At 55.9% G+C, this 20,839-nt stretch carries 19 protein-coding genes and 1 pseudogene; 6 read left to right on the top strand and 14 right to left on the bottom strand.

Annotated features, from left to right (window positions below; translation table 11 throughout):
* Positions 1–56: 56 nt before the first annotated feature.
* Positions 57–479: pseudogene (locus HX884_RS09875) on the top strand (citrate transporter); the annotation flags it as partial.
* Positions 480–526: 47 nt separating this feature from the next.
* Here HX884_RS09875 and tpiA read toward each other — a convergent pair.
* Positions 527–1,294 (bottom strand): triose-phosphate isomerase, encoded by a 768-nt coding sequence (gene tpiA, locus HX884_RS09870; RefSeq protein WP_178328063.1) that lies wholly within the window; start codon positions 1,292–1,294, stop codon positions 527–529.
* A gap of 111 nt (positions 1,295–1,405) precedes the next feature.
* Positions 1,406–2,002 carry a DUF1454 family protein gene (locus HX884_RS09865; protein WP_178328062.1) on the bottom strand — a complete coding sequence of 199 codons (597 nt, stop codon included), beginning with the start codon at positions 2,000–2,002 and terminating at the stop codon, positions 1,406–1,408.
* Between the two features lie 112 nt (positions 2,003–2,114).
* Here HX884_RS09865 and HX884_RS09860 point away from each other — a divergent pair, with 112 nt between their 5' ends.
* Positions 2,115–2,534, top strand: coding sequence for a DUF805 domain-containing protein (locus HX884_RS09860; RefSeq protein ID WP_020686904.1), 420 nt, complete (start codon positions 2,115–2,117; stop codon positions 2,532–2,534).
* Here the strand turns inward: HX884_RS09860 and fpr are convergent, their stop codons facing one another.
* From fpr to HX884_RS09840, 4 genes are all read right to left on the bottom strand, one after another.
* Positions 2,535–3,281, bottom strand: a complete 747-nt coding sequence (gene fpr / locus HX884_RS09855; protein ID WP_013099320.1) for a ferredoxin--NADP(+) reductase — start codon at positions 3,279–3,281, stop codon at positions 2,535–2,537.
* 96 nt (positions 3,282–3,377) lie between these two features.
* The gene (glpX, locus tag HX884_RS09850; protein WP_013099319.1) at positions 3,378–4,388 is read right to left on the bottom strand and encodes a class II fructose-bisphosphatase; all 1,011 of its coding nucleotides are present in this window, start codon (positions 4,386–4,388) and stop codon (positions 3,378–3,380) included.
* Positions 4,389–4,511: 123 nt separating this feature from the next.
* Positions 4,512–6,020: a glycerol kinase GlpK gene (glpK, locus tag HX884_RS09845; RefSeq protein WP_038420817.1), complete on the bottom strand. Its 1,509-nt coding sequence runs from the start codon at positions 6,018–6,020 to the stop codon at positions 4,512–4,514.
* A gap of 21 nt (positions 6,021–6,041) precedes the next feature.
* Positions 6,042–6,887, bottom strand: a complete 846-nt coding sequence (locus tag HX884_RS09840; RefSeq protein WP_013099317.1) for an MIP/aquaporin family protein — start codon at positions 6,885–6,887, stop codon at positions 6,042–6,044.
* 398 nt (positions 6,888–7,285) lie between these two features.
* Here HX884_RS09840 and zapB point away from each other — a divergent pair, with 398 nt between their 5' ends.
* Entirely contained in the window at positions 7,286–7,525 is a 240-nt protein-coding gene (gene zapB, locus HX884_RS09835) for a septal ring assembly protein ZapB (protein ID WP_013099316.1), read from the top strand.
* Between the two features lie 583 nt (positions 7,526–8,108).
* On the opposite strand, the gene rraA is transcribed toward zapB, so the two are convergent.
* The 7 genes from rraA to priA all read right to left on the bottom strand — a co-directional run bounded on the left by rraA (position 8,109) and on the right by priA (position 16,076).
* Complete coding sequence (gene rraA, locus HX884_RS09830; RefSeq protein WP_013099315.1) at positions 8,109–8,594, bottom strand: ribonuclease E activity regulator RraA; 486 nt, start codon at positions 8,592–8,594, stop codon at positions 8,109–8,111.
* Positions 8,595–8,686: 92 nt separating this feature from the next.
* Positions 8,687–9,607, bottom strand: a complete 921-nt coding sequence (menA, locus tag HX884_RS09825) for a 1,4-dihydroxy-2-naphthoate polyprenyltransferase (protein ID WP_013099314.1) — start codon at positions 9,605–9,607, stop codon at positions 8,687–8,689.
* A gap of 67 nt (positions 9,608–9,674) precedes the next feature.
* Positions 9,675–11,006: an HslU--HslV peptidase ATPase subunit gene (hslU, locus tag HX884_RS09820; RefSeq protein ID WP_013099313.1), complete on the bottom strand. Its 1,332-nt coding sequence runs from the start codon at positions 11,004–11,006 to the stop codon at positions 9,675–9,677.
* 9 nt (positions 11,007–11,015) lie between these two features.
* A complete protein-coding gene (hslV, locus tag HX884_RS09815; RefSeq protein ID WP_008501802.1) occupies positions 11,016–11,546 on the bottom strand; it encodes an ATP-dependent protease subunit HslV in 531 nt (176 codons plus the stop codon).
* Positions 11,547–11,640: 94 nt separating this feature from the next.
* On the bottom strand, positions 11,641–12,642 hold the full coding sequence (gene ftsN / locus HX884_RS09810; protein WP_028028089.1) for a cell division protein FtsN: 1,002 nt from the start codon (positions 12,640–12,642) through the stop codon (positions 11,641–11,643).
* A gap of 93 nt (positions 12,643–12,735) precedes the next feature.
* Positions 12,736–13,761, bottom strand: a complete 1,026-nt coding sequence (cytR, locus tag HX884_RS09805) for a DNA-binding transcriptional regulator CytR (RefSeq protein WP_178328061.1) — start codon at positions 13,759–13,761, stop codon at positions 12,736–12,738.
* Between the two features lie 119 nt (positions 13,762–13,880).
* Positions 13,881–16,076 (bottom strand): primosomal protein N', encoded by a 2,196-nt coding sequence (priA, locus tag HX884_RS09800; RefSeq protein WP_178328060.1) that lies wholly within the window; start codon positions 16,074–16,076, stop codon positions 13,881–13,883.
* A 200-nt stretch (positions 16,077–16,276) separates the two neighbouring features.
* Here priA and rpmE point away from each other — a divergent pair, with 200 nt between their 5' ends.
* Positions 16,277–16,489 (top strand): 50S ribosomal protein L31, encoded by a 213-nt coding sequence (gene rpmE / locus HX884_RS09795; protein ID WP_003862040.1) that lies wholly within the window; start codon positions 16,277–16,279, stop codon positions 16,487–16,489.
* Positions 16,490–16,537: 48 nt separating this feature from the next.
* On the opposite strand, the gene metJ is transcribed toward rpmE, so the two are convergent.
* Positions 16,538–16,855, bottom strand: a complete 318-nt coding sequence (metJ, locus tag HX884_RS09790) for a met regulon transcriptional regulator MetJ (RefSeq protein WP_003862042.1) — start codon at positions 16,853–16,855, stop codon at positions 16,538–16,540.
* Positions 16,856–17,131: 276 nt separating this feature from the next.
* Here metJ and metB point away from each other — a divergent pair, with 276 nt between their 5' ends.
* Both metB and HX884_RS09780 read left to right on the top strand, forming a co-directional pair.
* On the top strand, positions 17,132–18,292 hold the full coding sequence (gene metB / locus HX884_RS09785) for a cystathionine gamma-synthase (RefSeq protein WP_129327553.1): 1,161 nt from the start codon (positions 17,132–17,134) through the stop codon (positions 18,290–18,292).
* Between the two features lie 2 nt (positions 18,293–18,294).
* Positions 18,295–20,727, top strand: coding sequence for a bifunctional aspartate kinase/homoserine dehydrogenase II (locus HX884_RS09780; protein WP_178328059.1), 2,433 nt, complete (start codon positions 18,295–18,297; stop codon positions 20,725–20,727).
* Positions 20,728–20,839: the final 112 nt, after the last annotated feature.

Here is a 20,839-nt window from a genome sequence, read left to right as displayed (position 1 = left end):
TGGAGCACCTCAAAAACACCATCATACACTAAATCAGTAAGTTGGCAGCATCACCCATCCTCGGTTTGGCGATTGTGGTGACGCAAACCGGTATCGGTCCGGCGGTGGGGGAGGCGTTGCTGAAGATAATGCCGCTGGACGCCGACAGACCGTTTACCAGTTTCCTGGCGCTGACCGGGATCACCACGGCACTGAACTTTATTATGACGGCTAACGGCGTTCCGGCGCTCTACACCACGCTGGCGCAAAACTTTTCGGAGGCGACGGGCTTTCCGCTATTGTCTGTCATCATGATTCAGGTGCTGGGCTATTCCACGCCGCTGCTGCCGTATCAGGCGTCGCCGATAGTGGTGGCGATGGGCTTAGGAAAGGTGCCTGCAAGGGCGGGGATGGTGCTCTGTCTGGCGCTGGCAATTGCCACGTATCTGGTGCTGCTGCCGCTGGATTATCTGTGGTTTAGCGTTTTAGGTCGTTTGTAGCGATTTTGTAGGGCGGGTAAGCGCAAGCGCCACCCGCCACAACAGCATTACGCCTGTTTAGCCGCTTCTGCCGCTTTAACGATCACCGCGAAAGCGTCAGCTTTCAGGGATGCACCGCCAACCAGCGCGCCATCGATGTCTGGCTGGGTGAACAGTTCTGCCGCGTTAGAGGCATTTACGGAACCGCCGTACTGGATGATGACCTGCTCTGCCACTTTAGCGTCGGCTTTCGCAATGTGGTCACGGATGAATTTGTGAACCGCCTGAGCCTGCGCTGGGGTTGCAGATTTGCCGGTACCGATCGCCCAGACTGGCTCGTAAGCGATAACCGCGCCTTCGAATGCTGCCGCGTCCTGCGTTTTCAGCACAGCGTCGATCTGACGTGCGCACACTTCTTCCGTTTTGCCTGCTTCGTTTTCTGCTTCGGTTTCACCGATGCACAGAACCGGGATCAGACCCTGCTCTTTCAGCACCGCAAATTTCTTCGCGATGAACTCGTCGGATTCTTTGTGGTAGGTGCGACGCTCAGAGTGGCCGATGATGATGTATTTGGCGCCGATATCTTTCAGCATTTCAGCGGAGGTTTCACCGGTGAATGCGCCAGACAGGTTAACGTCAACGTTCTGTGCGCCCAGAATGATGTGGCTGCCGTCAGCGGCACGTTTAGCCAGATCCAGGTACATATCCGGCGGAGCGATAGCAACCGTGCAGCCAGTCACGCCAGCCAGCTCTTTACGCAGGTTCGCAACCAGTTCGTTTACCATGTGGCGGCTGCCGTTCAGTTTCCAGTTACCCATCACTAAAGGATGTCGCATTTCAATTCTCCACGCTAAATAAGCGAATTAAGGAATATGGCCACCCTGACGGGCAGCATGGTCTGTGAATCAGTATAGAGATTTTCCCTCGAAAGGCTTTGCTTTTTGTCATTAATTCGCCCCTCCGGGTGTGTCAGATAGTGCCAGCTTAATCGGTTCAACAGCGAAGGTCAGGCCTTTTTCGCCGTTATCCGCCACCACATAGCGCACCGCGCCTTCGGTTTCGGTGTAATAGCGCTTGTTTTTACCCGTAACCAGCAGTTTTTGCAGCTTTTGTTGGCTCTGTTTTTTTGTCAGTGCGGGCGTAAATGCCTGCAGCACCGCGCTCATGTACTCCAGCGCCTTCGCCTTGGCGGCTTTCTGCTCTGGCCCCTGAATCGGCAGCCAGGTGATCTGCATACTTTTGATTTTTAGCGTACCGCGCTCCAGCGCAGTGGAAGCGTACAAGTTTTCGTTAATCTTGCTGGCGGCACGGGTCAGGTTTGGAGTATCGCGTGCGCCATCAATGGCGCGAAATTCATCCAGCGGCAGCGTTGGATTGGTTTTGTTAAACGTTTCACGAAACTGACTGATGGACTGATCGAACGATGGCGCACCCGCCAGGAGGTAGGGCGCGGTTGTCGGAGCAGGGGGTTCGGCGGCGTGCAGGGGGAGACCGGCGCTCAGCATCGCGAAACACAGGAAAAGAAGGTGTGCCGAATTTTTCATCAACATTGTCCCTGGCCGTAAGTGCTCATGATTAAATCGATATCTGGTCGGCTTGTCAAAAGGTCACAACTCCAGGGTAAAATGCGCATGATATGATAATAAGGAACCTTACATGACCATACAGCAGTGGTTGTTTTCATTCAAAGGGCGTATTGGACGCCGTGATTTCTGGATCTGGATGGCGACGTGGATTATCGCTATGCTGCTTCTGTTTTTTGTGGCCTATAACGCATGGCTGAGCACACAAACCGCGGCGTTTGCGCTGGTTTGTTTACTATGGCCAACCGCGGCCGTGGTGGTGAAACGCCTGCACGATCGCGGTCGTTCCGGTGCATGGGCTTTTCTGATTATTCTGGCGTGGATGCTGGTCGCCGGGAACTGGTCAATACTTCCGTCCATCCTCCCCTGGGTGGTGGGCAGACTGCTACCGACCATTATCTTTGTGATGATGGTTATCGATCTGGGTGCGTTCATCGGCACCCAGAGCGAAAACAAATACGGTAAAGACACTCTTGAGGTGAAATACCGCTGATCACCAGTAGTGTTCGGCGGTCATATGACCCGGTCGGCGGCGAAGGTGTTTCGTCATCTGCCGGGTATCTTTCAGAAGCTGCTGAGTGTCCCGTACCATCTGCGGGTTACCACACAGCATCACGTGGCTGGTTTCGGCACGCATCGGCAAGCCAACGGCTTCTTCCAGGGCTCCACTCTCAATTAATGCCGGCACGCGGCCGGTCAGCGAACCTGCTGCCGTTTCGCGGCTTACCACGGTCTGGATTTTCAGCTTTCCGGCATACTGCCGCTCCAGCTCCTGCATCTGCGGCAGATAGCTTAAGTCTGCGGCGTAACGCGCGGCATGCACCAGCACGATGTTTTTAAACCGCTCCAGGTCTTTGCCGTACTGCAGAATGGAGAGATAGGGGCCGATGGCCGTGCCGGTTGCCAGCATCCACAGGGTTTCGCAGTCCGGAATTTCGTCAAGGACGAAGAAACCTGCTGCGTCACTCACAATCTGGACATCATCACCGGGTTTAAGCGCCGCCAAGCGCGGGCTGAGTTTGCCGTCCGGGACGGTAACCAGATAGAACTCGAGATCCGGATTATCGGGCGCGTTGACGTACGAGTAAGCGCGCTGCACGCGTTCGCCGTCGATATCCAGCCCCAGTTTGGCAAACTGTCCGGCCGTAAACGGATGGATGGGGGCGTGCACGGTGAGACTAAATAGCGCATCGGTCCAGAATTTTATCTTAGTGACTTTACCTGTTACCCAGTCCGCCATGATCTTCTCCTGTGCTGTTTCTCGGATCTATCTTCCGTATTTGTGATGAAGATATCCAGCCCATTCGGGCCGGAAAGCTCTATCGATCAAACGGTTTTACAGAATGTGCGTCTGTACGTCCGGGTCTTTACGGTCGAGATAGTGAATTGACTGAATGCGACGAATGGTGCGCGATTTACCGCGGATCAGCAGCGTTTCCGTGGTCGCCATGTTGCCTTTGCGGGTGATGCCATCCAGCAGATCGCCTTTGGTGATGCCGGTCGCGGAGAAAACAACGTTGTCGCTGCGGGCCATTTCGTGAAGTGCGAGGACTTTATTGGCTTCGATACCCATTGCCTCACAGCGCGCCAGCTCATCTTCGCCAATGCGGCGATTCTCTTCGTTGTCGCCTTTGACCTCATGACGAGGCAGCAGGCGGGCCTGCATGTCGCCATCCAGCGCGCGGATCACCGCAGCAGAGACCACGCCTTCCGGCGCGCCGCCAATACCGTACAGGACATCCACTTCACTGTCTGGCATGCAGGTCAGAATGGAGGCCGCCACGTCGCCATCCGGGATGGCAAACACGCGTACGCCCAGCTTTTGCATCTGCGCGATGGTAGCGTCGTGACGCGGTTTCGCCAGAATGGTGACGGTGAGTTCGCTCAGCGGTTTGTTCAGCGCGCTGGCGACGTTACGCAGGTTCTCTTCCAGCGGCAGGCTGAGGTCGATGGCGCCTTTCGCGCCTGGACCGACGATCAGCTTTTCCATGTACATATCCGGTGCGTTGAGGAAGCAGCCTTTATCACCCACGGCCAGCACGGCCAGCGCGTTGGCCTGACCCATCGCCGTCATGCGTGTGCCTTCGATCGGGTCGACGGCGATATCCACGGCATCGCCTTTGCCGGTACCCACTTTTTCACCGATGTAGAGCATTGGCGCTTCGTCGATCTCGCCTTCGCCGATCACAATAGTGCCGTCAATATTGACCTGATTGAGGACAATGCGCATGGCATGGACAGCCGCACCGTCGGCGGTATTTTTGTCGCCACGGCCAAGCCATTTATAGCCTGCCAGGGCAGCGGCTTCGGTAACGCGGGAAAACTCGATAGCAAGTTCACGTTTCATGAGGTACTCGTGCAATCAAAAGGAATTGCACGAAGTTTATCACAGAGTGGGGCGAGGCGAGGGGACCGGTGCAGCCGGAGCCCCTCACCCTGACCCTCTCCCCGGGGGAGAGGGAATGTATGATTACTCTTCGTGCTCTTCCCACGCCAGGGCGCGTTTCACCGCTTTCTTCCAGCCGCTGTAGCGGTAGTTACGCTCGGTGGTTTCGATGCCAGGGCGGAATTCACGTTCGATAACCGCTTTTTCCTGCAGCTCGTCCAGATTCTGCCAGAAGCCGACCGCCAGACCCGCAAGGTACGCCGCACCCAGCGCGGTCACTTCGCGCACTTCCGGGCGTTCCACGCGGGTGCCCAGAATGTCGGACTGGAACTGCATCAGGAAGTTGTTCGCGACCGCACCGCCGTCCACGCGCAGCGCGTGCAGACGGATGCCGGAGTCAGCCTGCATCGCTTCCAGTACGTCGCGCGTCTGGTAAGCGATAGATTCCAGGGTGGCGCGAATAATGTGGTTAGCATTCACACCACGCGTCAGGCCGAAAATCGCGCCGCGTGCATACGGATCCCAGTACGGTGCGCCCAGACCGGTAAACGCAGGTACCACGTACACGCCGTTGGTATCCTTCACTTTGGTGGCGAAGTACTCGGAGTCGAACGCATCGCTGATAAGCTTCATCTCGTCGCGCAGCCACTGGATGGATGCACCCGCCATGAACACCGCACCTTCCAGCGCATAGTTCACTTCACCGCGTGGGCCGCAGGCGATGGTGGTCAGCAGACCGTTTTCTGATTTCACCGCTTTCTCGCCGGTGTTCATCAGCATAAAGCAGCCGGTACCGTAGGTGTTTTTCGCCATCCCTTCTTTAACGCACAGCTGGCCGAACAGCGCCGCCTGCTGGTCACCGGCGATACCGGCGATAGGAATACGCGTGCCGCCTTTACCACCGATGTTGGTCTGACCGTACACTTCAGAAGATTTACGTACTTCTGGCAGCATAGCGCGTGGAATATCCAGCGCGTCCAGCATCTTGTCATCCCATTCCAGCGTGTTGATGTTGAACAGCATGGTACGCGAGGCGTTGGTGTAGTCCGTGACGTGGACGCGACCCTGGGTCATCTTCCAGATAAGCCAGGTATCGACGGTACCGAACAGCAGTTCGCCGCGTTTTGCACGCTCACGTGAACCTTCCACGTGGTCAAGGATCCACTTCACTTTGGTACCCGAGAAATACGGGTCGACCACCAGGCCCGTGGCGCTGCGGACGTACTCTTCCATACCGTCGCGCTTCAGCTGTTCGCAAATCTCTGACGTACGACGACACTGCCAGACGATGGCGTTATAAATTGGCTTGCCGGTTTCACGTTCCCAGACGATTGTCGTTTCACGCTGGTTGGTAATACCAATCGCGGCTATTTCGTCAGAACTGATATCGGCTTTCGCCAGCACTTCGACCAGCGTGGAGCTTTGCGATGCCCAGATCTCCATCGGGTCGTGCTCTACCCAGCCTGGACGAGGATAGATTTGCTCAAATTCACGCTGTGACACGCTGACAATGTTCGCGTCATGATCCATTACGACAGCGCGGGAGCTGGTGGTGCCCTGGTCGAGCGCAACGATATATTTTTTTTCGGTCATGGTGTAAGTCCCGTAGTCAGATTACAGCGAAGCTTTTTGTTGTGCGGTAGAAGTCGTCTCTTTCTCCTCGTCCACACAGGTGTCGCACGGTAAGTGGCGACCAATTAATTTGCGATAGCTAAACGCACCCAGCGCAGCCCCGACAACCGGCGCAAACAGCGGAACCAGGAAGTAAGGAATGTCTTTGCCACCGGTGAAGGCCACGTCGCCCCAGCCTGCGATAAAGGCGAACGCTTTTGGTCCGATATCACGCGCCGGGTTCATCGCGAAGCCGGTCAGCGGGCCCATGGATGCGCCGATCACCGCAATCAGCAGGCCAATCAGCAGAGGTGCCAGCGGGCCGCGCGGAATGCCGTTTCCGTCGTCGGTCAGCGCCAGGATAACGCCCATCAGAATAGCGGTAATCACCATTTCAACTGCGAACGCCTGCACAAAATTGATATGCGGGTTTGGATATGTAGAGAAGATACCTGCCAGATCCAGACTTTCGACGCTGCCGCGCACCATATGATGCGTCTGTTCGAAGTCGATGAAAAGATTGTAATAAAGCCCGTAAACTAACGCCGCTGCGCAAAACGCGCCGGCAAATTGAGAAATAATGAAAGGAACAACTTTGCGTCCGTCGAAGCACGCGAACAGCCACAGTGCGATGGTCACCGCCGGGTTAAGATGTGCGCCAGAAACCCCCGCAGTCAGGTAGATGGCCATTGCCACACCCAGACCCCAGATAATACTGATTTCCCACTGACCAAAACTGGCACCCGCCACTTTCAGTGCAGCAACACAGCCCACTCCGAAGAATATCAACAACCCGGTACCAAGGAACTCGGCAATGCACTGGCCTTTTAAGGTTGATGTCTGACTCATAATCGGAATCCTGAAGAGATTGATGTTTATTGTTAGCATGGCCGCCCGTGACAGCCATGATGTCCTGTAGACATAGTGTTAATTTATCGTTAACGAGCAAAAACGAGAAATATCGAAATCAAAATGTGTGGTCTGCGTCAATAAAATGAGCGTTTACGCGCCATAAAGCGCATTTTTGCATCAGCGCGAGAGTGTGAGCTGAATCATTTCATTAACTAATGAGTTAACAACTTAGGGGTAATTGCCGCGAACGCACCAGGACGAGGCCGAAAAGTGTTGCAAACCGCGATCTGCGCGGTGTGTCGCTGGACAGGGGCGACGGGGCTTCATACAATCGGCATAGATGTTGTGCGCGTTTACGTTAAAGCGTCGCCTTGCAATTCAGGAGAGGTAGGATCATGTCTTTAGAAGTGTTTGAGAAACTGGAATCGAAAGTACAGCAGGCGATTGACACCATCACGCTGCTGCAGATGGAAATTGAAGAGCTGAAAGAAAAGAACAACAGCCTGGCGCAAGAAGTGCAGACAGCTCAGCACGGCCGTGAAGAACTGGAGCGCGAAAACAACCAGCTGCGTGAACAGCAGAACGGCTGGCAGGAACGTCTGCAGGCGCTGCTGGGACGTATGGAAGAGGTTTAATTCCCCTGGGATTGAACTGAGTAGGCCGGGTAAGGCGAAGCCGCCACCCGGCTTTTTTATGGTTATCGCGAATTGGTAATAACCATAAAAAAGGCCGCCCAAGGCGGCCTTAACGCTACTTGTCCTGCGCTGTCGTAGCAAAAGCAAAGAACACATTGGGTTCATCACTCTTCACAACGAGTACGCTGGCGACAATGAACGCGATACATAAATAGCGTTTCATTATGCGGTCCCTGCAGCTAACCGCTCCACCGTTCACCACCGGTGATAAGTCGGTGGACACAAGCCCTGGTATTAGCCTGTTTTACGGTTGTGAATACACCTTTCCCTGGACCGATGCCCATTTGCGAGATGGCGGAAAGGGACGCTGCATCATAATAAGCAGCAACCGTGGTGTTAAGGTATTCATAAACAATTAGGATTTTATAAAGCTTCTGAGGGGTTGCCCAAGGTTTGGACGAGAGTATGATGAAGATCCTTGGTGTTAGCCTGCAAGCCTTCCCAACGGACCGCGAATCCCGAGGGACAAAAAAACCGCCACATTGCTGTTGGCGGTTTTTTTATGGCGCTCGCTTACTGTTTACTACTCAATATCCAGCGGATCTTCGGAGAGGATAATGCCGGTGTTATCGGCATAGAGATGGTCGCCGGAGAAGAAGGTCACGCCGCCGAAATTGACGCGGATATCGCTTTCGCCAATGCCTTCACCTGCGGCGCCTACCGGAATGGCGGCAATCGCCTGAATGCCGATATCGAGGTCTTCGAGATCGTCCACCTGGCGTACTGAACCGTAGACCACAATGCCTTCCCATTCGTTTTGCACGGCAATTCCGGCCAGTTCTGCGTCAATCAATGCACGACGTACGGAGCCGCCGCCATCAACCAGCAGCACGCGACCACGACCGTTCTGTTCGAGCAGATCGTACAGCAACCCGTTATCCTCGAAACATTTCACCGTGATGATTTGTCCGCCAAACGAAGACCGTCCACCAAAGTTGGAGAACAGCGGTTCAACGACGTTGACATCTTCCTGGTAGATGTCACAAAGCTCGGAGGTATCGTATTTCATAGGTTTAACGCTCTGTTGCTGCGAATGTGTTCAGTATATCGTGCGAAATGCGTTGTTGGCAAAATCATCAATTGTTAATTGATATTTGTCAGTTAACTCAGCGTCTGGCTCAGGACAATCCCTATCACGAACAACAGGTTAGTGAGCAGTGCGCCTTTTACCGTGCGCTCAAGCATCGGTGGCATGGCTGCCGGGCTGAGCTCACGCATCACAAAGCGGGCCTGTTTAATCAGCAGCGGCGCGGCGAGCACAAACAGCCAGCCCCAGAGACTATGCAGTGAGATCAGGTTGAACAGTGCGAGGCAGAGCAGGGCGCCCATCAGCAGACAGGCATGATAGCGACGCGCGTTAACCGGCCCCAGACGCACGGCCAGCGTGTTTTTGCCGTTCTCACGGTCGCTGTCGATATCGCGCAGGTTGTTGATATTAAGTACCGCCGTTGCCAGCAGACCGCAGGCGGTGGCGGGCAGGAACAGGGCAGGAATAAGCGTATGCGCCTGTAAGTACCAGCTGCCCATCACGCTCAGCCAGCCAAAAAATACCAGCACGGAAATATCACCCAGGCCGATATAACCGTAAGGGCGCGTGCCGACGGTATAGGTAATGGCGGCGATAATAGCGAGCAGGCCCAGCACCAGAAAACCAATGAAATCACTGGTGGTTTTCGAGGCGACCGTCACCAGCGCCAGGCCGGATAAACAAATCAGTACCACGGTGATAATCAACGCGCGCTTCATCTGTGCCTGCGTAATCACCCCTTTCTGCATCCCGCGCAGAGGGCCGATACGGTCAGGCTTATCGCTACCCTTAACCGCATCGCCGTAGTCGTTGGCGAGATTAGAGAGGATCTGCAACAAACCGGCGGTGACCAGCGCCAGCACGGCAACCAGCGGATTGAAATACCCCTGCCACCAGGCAAGGACGGTACCGACGATAATCGCGGCAAAGGCCAGAGGAAGGGTTTTAGGGCGCAGACTTTCGAGCCACGCCTGAGTACGGCTGATATCAGTCATAGTTATTAAGCCAAAAAAATGGGGGCGTTAGCCCCCATTAAATGTGATGAGAATGCAGTAACCGCGATTATAGGATAAAACGGCTCAGATCTTCATCTGCCACTAACGCATCCAGGTGTTTACCCACATATTCTGCGTCAATAGTAATGGTTTGACCGTTCAGGTCGCTCGCATCATAAGAGATATCTTCCATCAGGCGTTCCAGCACCGTGTGCAGACGACGCGCACCGATGTTCTCGGTGGTTTCGTTGACCTGCCAGGCCGCTTGGGCGATGCGTTTGATACCGTCTTCGGTGAACTCAATGTTCACGCCTTCGGTCGCCATCAGCGCTTTGTACTGTACGGTCACAGACGCGTTTGGCTCGGTCAGGATACGTTCGAAATCTTCAGTGGTCAGCGCCTGCAGCTCAACGCGGATAGGCAGACGACCCTGCAGTTCCGGGATCAGGTCAGACGGGCTGGCAATCTGGAACGCACCGGACGCGATAAACAGGATGTGGTCCGTTTTGACCATGCCGTGCTTGGTGGAGACGGTGCAACCTTCTACCAGCGGCAGCAGGTCGCGCTGCACGCCTTCACGGGAGACGTCCGGGCCGGACGCGTTACCGCGCTTACAGATCTTATCGATTTCGTCGATAAACACGATACCGTGCTGCTCAACCGCGTCGATCGCATCCTGCTTCAGCTCTTCCGGGTTCACCAGCTTTGCTGCTTCTTCTTCAATCAGCAGCTTCATCGCATCTTTGATTTTCAGCTTACGCGCTTTCTGTTTCTGACCGCCCAGGTTCTGGAACATGGACTGCAGCTGGCTGGTCATCTCCTCCATGCCAGGAGGTGCCATGATTTCCACACCCATTGGCGCGGCGGCGAGATCGATCTCAATCTCTTTGTCATCCAGCTGGCCTTCGCGCAGCTTTTTGCGGAATGCCTGACGTGCCGCAGACGGTTCAGCCTGCTGTTCAGCCTGGCCCCAGTTGTTTTTCGCCGGCGGGATCAGCACGTCAAGAATACGCTCTTCAGCCATCTCTTCCGCGCGATAGCGGTTTTTCTCGATCGCCTGAACGCGAACCATCTTGATTGCCGAGTCGGTCAGATCGCGGATGATAGAGTCAACTTCTTTACCTACATAGCCCACTTCGGTGAACTTAGTGGCTTCAACTTTGATGAACGGCGCGTTAGCCAGTTTCGCCAGACGGCGAGCGATTTCGGTTTTACCGACACCGGTTGGGCCGATCATCAGAATGTTTTTTGGCGTCACTTCATGGCGCAGCTCTTCGTCGAGCTGCATGCGGCGCCAGCGGTTACGCAGAGCAATAGCCACGGAACGCTTGGCGTTATCCTGGCCGATAATATGTTTGTCCAGTTCGCTGACAATTTCGCGTGGGGTCATTTCAGACATGGGAGATCCTTACGCTTTAGAGGTCAATTCTTCGATGGTGTGGTTGTGGTTGGTATAGATGCAGATATCACCCGCAATATCCAACGCCTTCACAGCGATATCACGCGCATTCATGTCGGTATTCTCCAACAGTGCGCGAGCCGCAGCCTGGGCATAAGGGCCGCCAGAGCCGATGGCAATCAGGTCGTTTTCCGGCTGAATGACGTCACCGTTACCGGTGATGATCAGCGATGCGGTTTCATCGGCCACGGCCAGCAGCGCTTCGAGTTTGCGCAGCATGCGGTCGGTTCGCCAGTCTTTCGCCAGCTCCACGGCGGCTTTCACCAGATGACCCTGGTGCATTTCCAGTTTACGTTCAAACAGTTCAAACAGCGTGAAAGCATCAGCCGTGCCGCCTGCAAAACCGGCGATCACTTTGTCGTTGTATAAACGACGGACTTTTTTCACGTTGCCTTTCATTACGGTATTACCCAGCGTGGCCTGGCCATCACCGGCGATTACCACGTGGCCGTTACGGCGTACACTTACTATTGTTGTCACGAGCAGACCCCCTGGTTACAGAATCGGGAAACAGAAGCCCTGAGCCTGTGCTCAGGGCTGAATAGAAAGATAGATGGGGGGGAATTTGGGGGTTTCAACCCCCGGAAGCAAGTCGGATGCAGTTTGTGTGACCGGCGACTTTCAAACGAGAAATGGTGCCATCGGCATTTTCTTTGCCTTTGACCGGGCCAATCACCACGCGATTCCAGCCGTTATTGGTGGTAATGCGCGAGTCAAATCCTTCAAATGCCAGCTGAGCACGGACCGTTTCGGCCTGCTCGGCACCTTTGAACGAACCGCACTGCACCATCCAGCGGCGTTCGTCTTTCTTCTCAGCCGTTTGCTTCGGTGCCTCGGTCTCTTTGGTGACCGGTGCGGCCTGCTGTGTTTTCGGCTGCTGCGCGGTGGTATGCGCAGGTGTCTGCAGCAGATCCTGATACGGTTGAGCCGTTTGCTTCTGCGTCTGGGCCTTTGGCTGCTGAGCAGGCTGAGACTGCGCCGTTCGCGTTTGCGGCTGCTGGTACGGCTGTTCCGTCACGCGCGGCTGCGCTTTAGGCTGCTGTACCGGCTGGTTTTGCGTCCACTGCTGCTGTTGTTGTTGCTGCTGAATCTGTGCCTGACGCTGGCGCTGCAGTTGCAGTGTTTGCTGACGCTGCGCCGGCGTTTGTTCATTCCACGGCACTTCATTCAGCTGCGTAGGCTGCTGGCGCATATCTGCCTGCATCTGTGCCAGCAACTGACGCTGTTCGTCCGTTAGCTGATCGGCATTTTTCACCTCGCCACCGGCGGATGGCTCGGTCGGCGCACGCACGCCAGGCTGACGGCTTTCCAGCTCTTTAATATAGCGCCAGCGCTCTTCAGGCTTCGGTGGCAGACCATTTCCAACCACTTTGTTGCCCTGAAGGGCCTCAGCCTCTTCTTTTTTATGGTGCGTGATAAAGTACAGGCCGCCGATGAAGGCCACCAGTACCGCCGCAGCAATAGCGACCATTGCTGGCGAGACAGCAGGCAGGTTACGTTGCTTTTTCTTTGCGCTACTCTTTTTGCGTCGCGAAGGTGCCGGCTGGCCGCGACGTACATAATCTCGTTGTGCCACTATCGTTTCGCTGTATTTATTCGTTCGTCAGTCCGCCATGTTACTTAAGCGGCGGGGCTTTGACCAGATAAGGGTGTCCTAAAGACATTTACTTTAAGTCAATGCCTGGGTAGAACCACGAATAATCAGTTCGCAGTCCAGCAATCTCGATCCGCTGCTAACTGTTTGACCCTGCAACTGATCGAGCAAAAGAAGCATCGCTTCACGGCCAATGTCGTAGCGTGGTTGCGAAACGGTTGAGAGCGGGGGATCGCAAAATTCTGAAAGCGAAATATTATCGAAACCGATAATCGACAAATCTTTCGGTATGCGCAGGCCGCGGCGTTTCGCATACGATAATGCCCCCAGCGCCATCACGTCGCTGTGGCAGAACACTGCGGTAGGCGGCTCAGGCAACGCCAGTAGTTTTTCCAGCGCCTGACCACCGGCTTCGAAGGAAAAATTACCGCGCGCAATGTAGTGCGGATCAACCGTCACGCCGGTTCGGCGAAGCGCCTGAACATAGCCCTGCAGGCGATAGTGACACAGCGGCATCTCTTCTGGCCCGGCAATGCAGCCAATCCGTTTAAGCCCCAGCTCCTGCAGGTAGTTAACGGCGTTGAACGCGGCGGTCAGGTTATCAATATGCACCGTTGGCAGTTCCAGCTCCGGCGCAAACTCGTTGGCCATCACCATCGGCGGTAAATTGCGCTGCTCTTCAATGCTGGCATCAAACGGCAGGCGCGAACCAAGCAGCAGCATGCCGTCGATCTGCTTGGTGATAATGAGGTCGATAAAGGTTTTTTCCTGCTGATTCTGGTGCGCGCAGTCGCCAATGAGCACCAGATACCCTTGCTCCGCAGCGGTCACTTCGATGCCGCGAATAATTTCGCTGAAGAAGGGATCGCAGATGTCCGGCACAATCACCAGGATGGTCCGCGACTCATTACGTTTAACGTTACGCCCCATCGCCTGTGGGAAATACCCCACTTCCAGCGCGGCCTGTTCTACCCGGTTGCGGGTCGCCTGAGAGACTTTATCCGGGTTCATTAATGCGCGGGACACGGTTGCCGTAGAGACTTGTGCTTTCTGGGCAACGTCTTTCATGGTCGCCGTGGCAACCTCTTTCCTGGACTTCAACGTCTTCTCCTCGCCTGAACACCGAACTTCTGACGCCACCATTTTTACAGATAGTTAATGGAATCGGTTACAGAATTTTCATAAAAAGTGTGAGGGACGTTAAATTTTTCGATCCGGCTTCAGCCTTCGATGGGATCAACGTCAAGCACCCACTTCACTTTGCGCGCTTCTGGCAGGGTGTTGATCAAGGCCAGCGTGCCGCTGACGATGTGCTGTAAACGGATGCGCGAAGGGTGTTGCAGCAAAATCTGCCAGCGAAAACGTCCGCCGCGCTTGGGGGCCAGCGCCGGAACCGGCCCTAAAATCCACAATTGATTATCGACCAGCGGGCTGGCCTGCAGAAGGTTTCTCAACTGCTGCAGGAAAAGCGGCGCCTGCTGGTTGTTATGATCTTCCGCGCGGATGATCACGTGGCTGGTCCACGGGGGAAGCTGCATGGTCTGGCGTTCAGCCAGCGCCTGCTCGGCAAACGCGTCATAGCCTTTGTGCAGCAGGGTTTGCAGCAACGGATGCTCAGGATGGTGCGTTTGCAGTACCACTTCGCCCTGTTTCCCGGCGCGTCCCGCGCGTCCGGCCACCTGGGTATAAAGCTGGGCAAAACGCTCGGCTGAGCGGAAATCGGCAGAGAACAGTGCGCCATCGACATCCAGCAGGGCAACCAGCGTCACGTCCGGGAAGTGATGACCTTTGGCCAGCATCTGGGTGCCAATCAGGATGCGCGCGCCACCGCGATGCACTTCTGCCAGCTGCTGCTCCAGCGCCCCTTTACGGCTGGTGGTGTCCCTGTCGATTCGGGAAATGGGCACATCCGGGAAGAACGGCTCCAGGGCCTGTTCCAGTTGTTCAGTGCCCAGACCGACCGGCACGATGTGCGTTGACCCGCACGACGGGCACTGACGCGGCACCGGGCGCTGGCTGTCGCAGTGGTGGCAGCGCAAATGGCGCTGGGCCTGATGGAAGGTGTAGTAGTGGTCGCAACGCGGGCATTCTGCGATCCAGCCGCAGTCGTGACACAGCAGTGCCGGGGCAAAGCCGCGTCTGTTGAGGAACAAAATAACCTGATTGCCCGCCTGCAAATGCTGACGCATCCGGGTGATAAGGGCAGGTGCTAACCCCACCTGCACCTGCTGACCTTTCAGATCCAGCACGTGTTGAATGGCCGGACGCGCATTCCCCGCGCGACGCGTCAGGCGCAGCATATGGTATTTACGCTGACGAACATTATGCAGCGTTTCGAGCGCCGGGGTAGCAGAGCCCAGAATAATGGGGATTTGCTCGCTGTGCGCCCGATAGACGGCCAGATCGCGGGCGTGATACCGCCAGCCTTCCTGCTGCTTATAAGAGCTGTCGTGTTCTTCATCAATGACGATGACGCCAAGATTTTTGAACGGTGTAAACAGTGATGAACGGGTGCCAATCACGATCGCCGCTTCGCCGTTTTTCGCTTTCAGCCAGGCGCTGAGGCGTTCGCTGTCATTCAGGCCAGAGTGCAGCACCTCAACTGGCGCATTAAACCGCTCGCGAAAGCGCGCGATGGTTTGCGGCGTCAGGCCAATTTCCGGCACCATCACCAGCGCCTGTTTGCCCTGCGCGAGCACGTTTTCCAGCACACTGAGATAGACTTCTGTCTTGCCGGAACCGGTGACCCCGGCCAGTAGCCAGGCGGAGAAATGGCCGGAGGCACTGTGGATCGCCCCCACGGCGGTGGCCTGCTCGGTGTTCAGGCGCAGGCGATCGCCAGAGACGGAAAATCGCTCCCGCCAGTCATACAGGGCCGGAGCCTCGCTTGCCAGTTCGCTCAGCCCTTTTTTTCGTAGTGCCTGGAGCGCGGTTTCGCTGACTTCCAGCTCATCGACCTGATGGCGCCAGATTTTCCCCTGACGCAGGGCGGCCAGCGCCTGCTGTTGTTTCTGGGAGCGCTTCAGGCTGTTAATGTCCACCGCCTGGCCCTGTTCGGTCGCAAACCAGTACCACATTGGCGCGTGGCTGGCGCTTTTGCCCTGGCGCAGCATAATCGGTAAAGCGTGGAACAGAACATCGCCAATCGGATGATGATAATAATCCGCCGCCCATAGTAGCAGTCGCCAGGTGCTGGTGGAGTAAACGGGCTCGCTGTCGAGCACCTCAACGACCGATTTCAGTTCGTTAAGCGGCAATTCGCTCTTGTCGCTGACGGAGACGACGATCCCTACGCGCTGCTGTTTGCCAAAGGGCACGGTCACGCGACAGCCCGCTTTAACGCTCATGCTGTCGGGCAGCAGATAGTCAAACGTGCGGGGAAGCGGAACGGGCAGGGCAACGTGAGCGACGGGCATCGAATCTTCCTGACTTGAAAAGTGGCGCGTTAGTATACACATTAGTGAAAGCGGCGTGCGGATCAGTTTGCATACGTTGGTCAAATTCTGTATGATTCGCCGCCTTTGGTGTACTTTACGCCAAAGAACTTACATTCAACATCGCGTGGTGTCTGGCGTTAGGGCTGGAAGAGCGACGCGGCCTTAACTGAGGTTCTCCCATGAAAAAAGATATTCACCCGAAATACGAAATGATTACTGCAAACTGCTCTTGCGGTAACTCTATCCAGATCCGCTCTACCGTGGGTCACGATCTGAACCTGGACGTGTGCGGCAAATGCCACCCGTTCTACACTGGTAAGCAGCGTGACGTTGCAACCGGTGGCCGTGTTGACCGCTTCAACAAGCGTTTCAGCATCCCGGGCGCTAAATAAGTTTCCCGAAAAAAAGGCACCGCAAGGTGCCTTTTTTGTATCCGCTTATCAGTATTCCCACGTCTCCGGGTCGATACCCAGTTCACGCATGATCACCTTCGCCTCTTCCGGGATTTCGTCGCTACGCTCTTTGCGCAGGTCGTCATCGTTCGGCAACGGTTGGCCGGTAAACGCATGCAGAAACGCTTCGCACAGCAGTTCGCTGTTGGTTGCGTGGCGCAGGTTGTTCACCTGACGACGCGTACGTTCATCGGTGAGGATCTTCAACACCTTCAGAGGAATGGAAACCGTAATTTTCTTTACTTGCTCACTCTTCTTACCGTGCTCAGCGTATGGGCTGATATATTCGCCGCTCCATTCAGCCATGAGATACCTTTAATCCTCTCAGTCATTAATCTAAAGGTGCAAAACCTGTAACCGTCGGTTTTGAACCGTAAACCTGCGTAGTTTACCGTAGAGACGATACCGTGGCACGGATATTGCCGCTGCAGCGTGCACTAAAGCATATAATTTTAACGGCTATTTGCGCATTGCTCAATCTATACGCAAAGAAGTTTAGATGTCCAGATGTATTGACGTCCATACTTTCAATGTTTACTCTGGTGCCTGACTTTTCACCTAATTAGCCAGGAAGCCTTCACCATGACGCGTAAACAGGCCACCATCGCAGTGCGTAGCGGATTGAATGATGACGAGCAGTACGGCTGTGTTGTCCCGCCGATTCATCTTTCCAGTACCTATAATTTCACCGGATTTAATGAACCCCGTGCGCATGACTACTCGCGTCGTGGCAACCCTACGCGTGATGTTACCCAGCGCGCGCTGGCGGAACTGGAAGGTGGCGCAGGGGCAGTATTAACCAATACCGGCATGTCTGCCATTCATCTGGTGACTACCGTGTTCCTGAAGCCGGGCGATCTGCTGGTTGCGCCGCACGACTGTTACGGCGGCAGCTATCGTCTGTTTGATAGCTTGGCAAAACGCGGCTGTTACCGGGTACTGTTTGTCGATCAAAATGACGAACAGGCGCTGAAACAGGCGCTGGCAGAGAAGCCGAAGCTGGTGCTGGTGGAAAGTCCAAGCAATCCATTGTTGCGCGTTGTCGATATTGCGAAAATTTGTCAGCTCACAAGGGATGCGGGAGCGATAAGTGTAGTGGATAATACGTTCCTCAGTCCGGCCCTTCAGAACCCACTGGCGCTGGGTGCAGATCTGGTATTGCATTCATGCACTAAATATCTGAACGGTCATTCTGATGTCGTCGCAGGCGTGGTGATTGCAAAAGATCCCGACGTTGTCACCGAACTGGCATGGTGGGCCAATAACATTGGCGTCACCGCCGGGGCCTTCGACAGCTATCTGCTGTTACGCGGGATTCGCACGCTGTCGCCGCGTATGGAGGTGGCACAGCGCAATGCCCAGGCGATTGTCGATTTCCTGAAAACGCAGCCGCTGGTGAAGAAGCTTTATCACCCGTCGCTGCCTGAAAACCAGGGGCACGAGATTGCCGCGCGTCAGCAGAAAGGGTTTGGCGCGATGTTAAGTTTTGAACTGGACGGTGACGAGCAAATGCTGCGTCGCTTCCTGAGCGGGCTGTCATTGTTTACGCTGGCGGAATCGTTAGGTGGGGTTGAAAGTTTGATCTCCCACGCTGCGACCATGACGCACGCAGGTATGGCACCAGAGGCACGTGCCGCCGCCGGGATTTCTGAGACGCTGCTGCGGATCTCAACCGGTATTGAAGATTCTGAAGATTTAATTGCCGATCTGGAAAATGGCTTCCGGGTCGCAGCCAAGGGGTAATCATGAGTGTGATAGCGCAGGCAGGGGCGAAGGGTCGTCAACTGCACAAGTTTGGTGGTAGTAGTCTTGCTGATGTGAAGTGTTACCTGCGCGTTGCAGGGATCATGACAGAGTATTCACAGCCGGGTGACATGATGGTTGTCTCTGCGGCGGGCAGCACCACCAACCAGCTGATTAGCTGGCTGAAATTGAGCCAGACCGATCGCCTCTCTGCGCATCAGGTGCAACAGTCCTTACGCCGTTACCAGAGCGAGCTGATTGCCGGTTTGCTGCCCGCAGACGTGGCGGATGGGCTGATTAGCGCTTTTACGCATGACCTTGAACGTCTGGCCGCCCTGCTGGACAGCGGTATTACCGATGCGGTGTACGCCGAAGTGGTGGGGCACGGTGAAGTGTGGTCTGCGCGCCTGATGGCCGCCGTGCTGCAACATCTGGGCGTTGAGGCTGACTGGCTCGACGCGCGTGATTTCCTGCGTGCCGAACGCGCCGCACAGCCACAGGTGGACGAAGGTCTATCCTACCCGCTGCTGCAACAGTTGCTGGTACAGCATCCGGGTAAACGCATTGTGGTGACCGGCTTTATCAGCCGCAGCAATGCCGGGGAAACCGTGCTGTTGGGGCGTAACGGCTCTGACTACTCGGCGACGCAAATCGGTGCCCTGGCAGGCGTGTCCCGCGTCACCATCTGGAGTGACGTCGCCGGTGTTTACAGCGCTGATCCACGCAAGGTGAAAGACGCCTGCCTGCTGCCGCTGCTGCGCCTGGATGAAGCCAGCGAGCTGGCACGTCTGGCCGCGCCGGTTCTGCACGCGCGTACGCTGCAGCCGGTTTCCGGCAGCGATATCGATTTGCAGTTGCGCTGCAGTTACACCCCGGATCAGGGCTCCACGCGCATCGAACGCGTGCTGGCATCCGGTACGGGGGCGCGTATTGTCACCAGCCACGACGACATCTGCCTGATTGAGTTCCAGGTCCCGGCGGGCCAGGACTTCAAACTGGCGCATAAAGATATCGACACGATCCTCAAACGTGCTCAGGTGCGTCCGCTGGCGGTTGGCGTACATAACGACCGTCAACTGCTGCAGTTCTGCTACACCGCCGAAGTGGCGGACAGCGCGCTAAAAATTTTGGATGAAGCGGGCCTGCCGGGCGAGCTTCGTCTGCGTCAGGGGCTGGCGCTGGTGGCGATGGTGGGCGCGGGCGTCACCCGTAACCCACTGCACTGCCACCGCTTCTGGCAACAGCTGAAAGGGCAACCGGTTGAATTTACCTGGCAGTCGGAAGAGGGCATCAGCCTCGTTGCCGTCCTGCGTAAAGGGCCAACTGAGAGCCTGATTCAGGGTCTGCATACCTCTCTGTTCCGTGCGGAAAAACGCATCGGCCTGGTGTTGTTCGGTAAAGGCAACATCGGTTCTCGCTGGCTGGAGCTGTTCGCGCGCGAGCAGGTCACGCTCTCAGCACGTACCGGCTTTGAATTTATCCTCGCCGGAGTGGTGGACAGCCGCCGCAGTCTGTTGAACTACGAGGGGCTGGATGCCAGCCGCGCACTTGCCTTCTTTAATGATGAAGCGGTTGAACAGGACGAAGAGTCGCTGTTCCTGTGGATGCGCGCGCACCCGTATGACGATCTGGTGGTGCTGGACGTTACTGCCAGCGAACAGCTTGCCGATCAGTATCTTGATTTCGCCAGCCACGGTTTCCACGTCATCAGTGCGAACAAACTGGCGGGGGCAAGCAGCACCGATAAGTACCGTCAGATCCACGACGCGTTCGAAAAAACCGGTCGTCACTGGCTCTATAACGCCACCGTAGGCGCGGGTCTGCCGGTTAACCATACCGTGCGCGATCTGATTGAAAGCGGCGACAGCATTCTGGCGCTGAGCGGTATTTTCTCCGGTACGCTCTCCTGGCTGTTCCTGCAGTTTGATGGCACCGTACCGTTCACTGACCTGGTGGATCAGGCGTGGCAGCAGGGGCTAACCGAACCCGATCCCCGCGTCGATCTTTCCGGTAAAGATGTGATGCGTAAGCTGGTGATCCTGGCGCGTGAAGCCGGTTATGACATTGAACCCGGCGCTGTTCGCGTCGAGTCGCTGGTGCCGGCAGGCTGCGAGGAAGGATCCATTGATCACTTCTTTGAAAACGGTGATGAACTGAACGAGCAGATGCTGCAACGTCTGGAAGCCGCAAACGAGATGGGGCTGGTGCTGCGCTATGTGGCGCGTTTCGAGGCCAACGGTAAAGCGCGTGTGGGGGTTGAGGCGGTGCGTCCTGAACATCCGCTGGCGGCGCTGCTGCCTTGCGATAACGTCTTTGCAATCGAAAGCCGCTGGTACCGCGATAACCCACTGGTGATCCGTGGCCCGGGTGCAGGGCGTGATGTCACCGCCGGGGCGATCCAGTCGGACATCAATCGTCTCGCTAAGTTGCTGTAATCCCGCGTGTTCCCTCTCCCGGCGGGAGAGGGCCAGGGTGAGGGCAACCAACCGCACTCACCCCATCATGAATTTCCTTCATCTTCCCTGAGCATTCCTCACCGTTATTGTT

The organism is Enterobacter sp. SECR19-1250 (assembly GCF_013391025.1).
GTDB lineage: Bacteria > Pseudomonadota > Gammaproteobacteria > Enterobacterales > Enterobacteriaceae > Enterobacter > Enterobacter cloacae.
Note: the sequence above shows the minus strand (reverse complement) of the source record. Positions and strands in the feature narration are given on the sequence as shown.

Excerpts from the sequence above, each read along its gene's own strand:
- HX884_RS09840 (WP_013099317.1), bottom strand. The coding sequence starts at position 6,887 with ATGAGTCAGACATCAACCTTAAAAGGCCAGTGCATTGCCGAGTTCCTT.
- tpiA (WP_178328063.1), bottom strand. The coding sequence starts at position 1,294 with ATGCGACATCCTTTAGTGATGGGTAACTGGAAACTGAACGGCAGCCGC.
- HX884_RS09860 (WP_020686904.1), top strand. The coding sequence starts at position 2,115 with ATGACCATACAGCAGTGGTTGTTTTCATTCAAAGGGCGTATTGGACGC.
- hslU (WP_013099313.1), bottom strand. The coding sequence starts at position 11,006 with ATGTCTGAAATGACCCCACGCGAAATTGTCAGCGAACTGGACAAACAT.
- metB (WP_129327553.1), top strand. The coding sequence starts at position 17,132 with ATGACGCGTAAACAGGCCACCATCGCAGTGCGTAGCGGATTGAATGAT.
- menA (WP_013099314.1), bottom strand. The coding sequence starts at position 9,607 with ATGACTGATATCAGCCGTACTCAGGCGTGGCTCGAAAGTCTGCGCCCT.
- HX884_RS09865 (WP_178328062.1), bottom strand. The coding sequence starts at position 2,002 with ATGAAAAATTCGGCACACCTTCTTTTCCTGTGTTTCGCGATGCTGAGC.
- metJ (WP_003862042.1), bottom strand. The coding sequence starts at position 16,855 with ATGGCTGAATGGAGCGGCGAATATATCAGCCCATACGCTGAGCACGGT.
- HX884_RS09780 (WP_178328059.1), top strand. The coding sequence starts at position 18,295 with ATGAGTGTGATAGCGCAGGCAGGGGCGAAGGGTCGTCAACTGCACAAG.
- glpK (WP_038420817.1), bottom strand. The coding sequence starts at position 6,020 with ATGACCGAAAAAAAATATATCGTTGCGCTCGACCAGGGCACCACCAGC.
- fpr (WP_013099320.1), bottom strand. The coding sequence starts at position 3,281 with ATGGCGGACTGGGTAACAGGTAAAGTCACTAAGATAAAATTCTGGACC.
- priA (WP_178328060.1), bottom strand. The coding sequence starts at position 16,076 with ATGCCCGTCGCTCACGTTGCCCTGCCCGTTCCGCTTCCCCGCACGTTT.
- rpmE (WP_003862040.1), top strand. The coding sequence starts at position 16,277 with ATGAAAAAAGATATTCACCCGAAATACGAAATGATTACTGCAAACTGC.
- glpX (WP_013099319.1), bottom strand. The coding sequence starts at position 4,388 with ATGAAACGTGAACTTGCTATCGAGTTTTCCCGCGTTACCGAAGCCGCT.
- rraA (WP_013099315.1), bottom strand. The coding sequence starts at position 8,594 with ATGAAATACGATACCTCCGAGCTTTGTGACATCTACCAGGAAGATGTC.
- zapB (WP_013099316.1), top strand. The coding sequence starts at position 7,286 with ATGTCTTTAGAAGTGTTTGAGAAACTGGAATCGAAAGTACAGCAGGCG.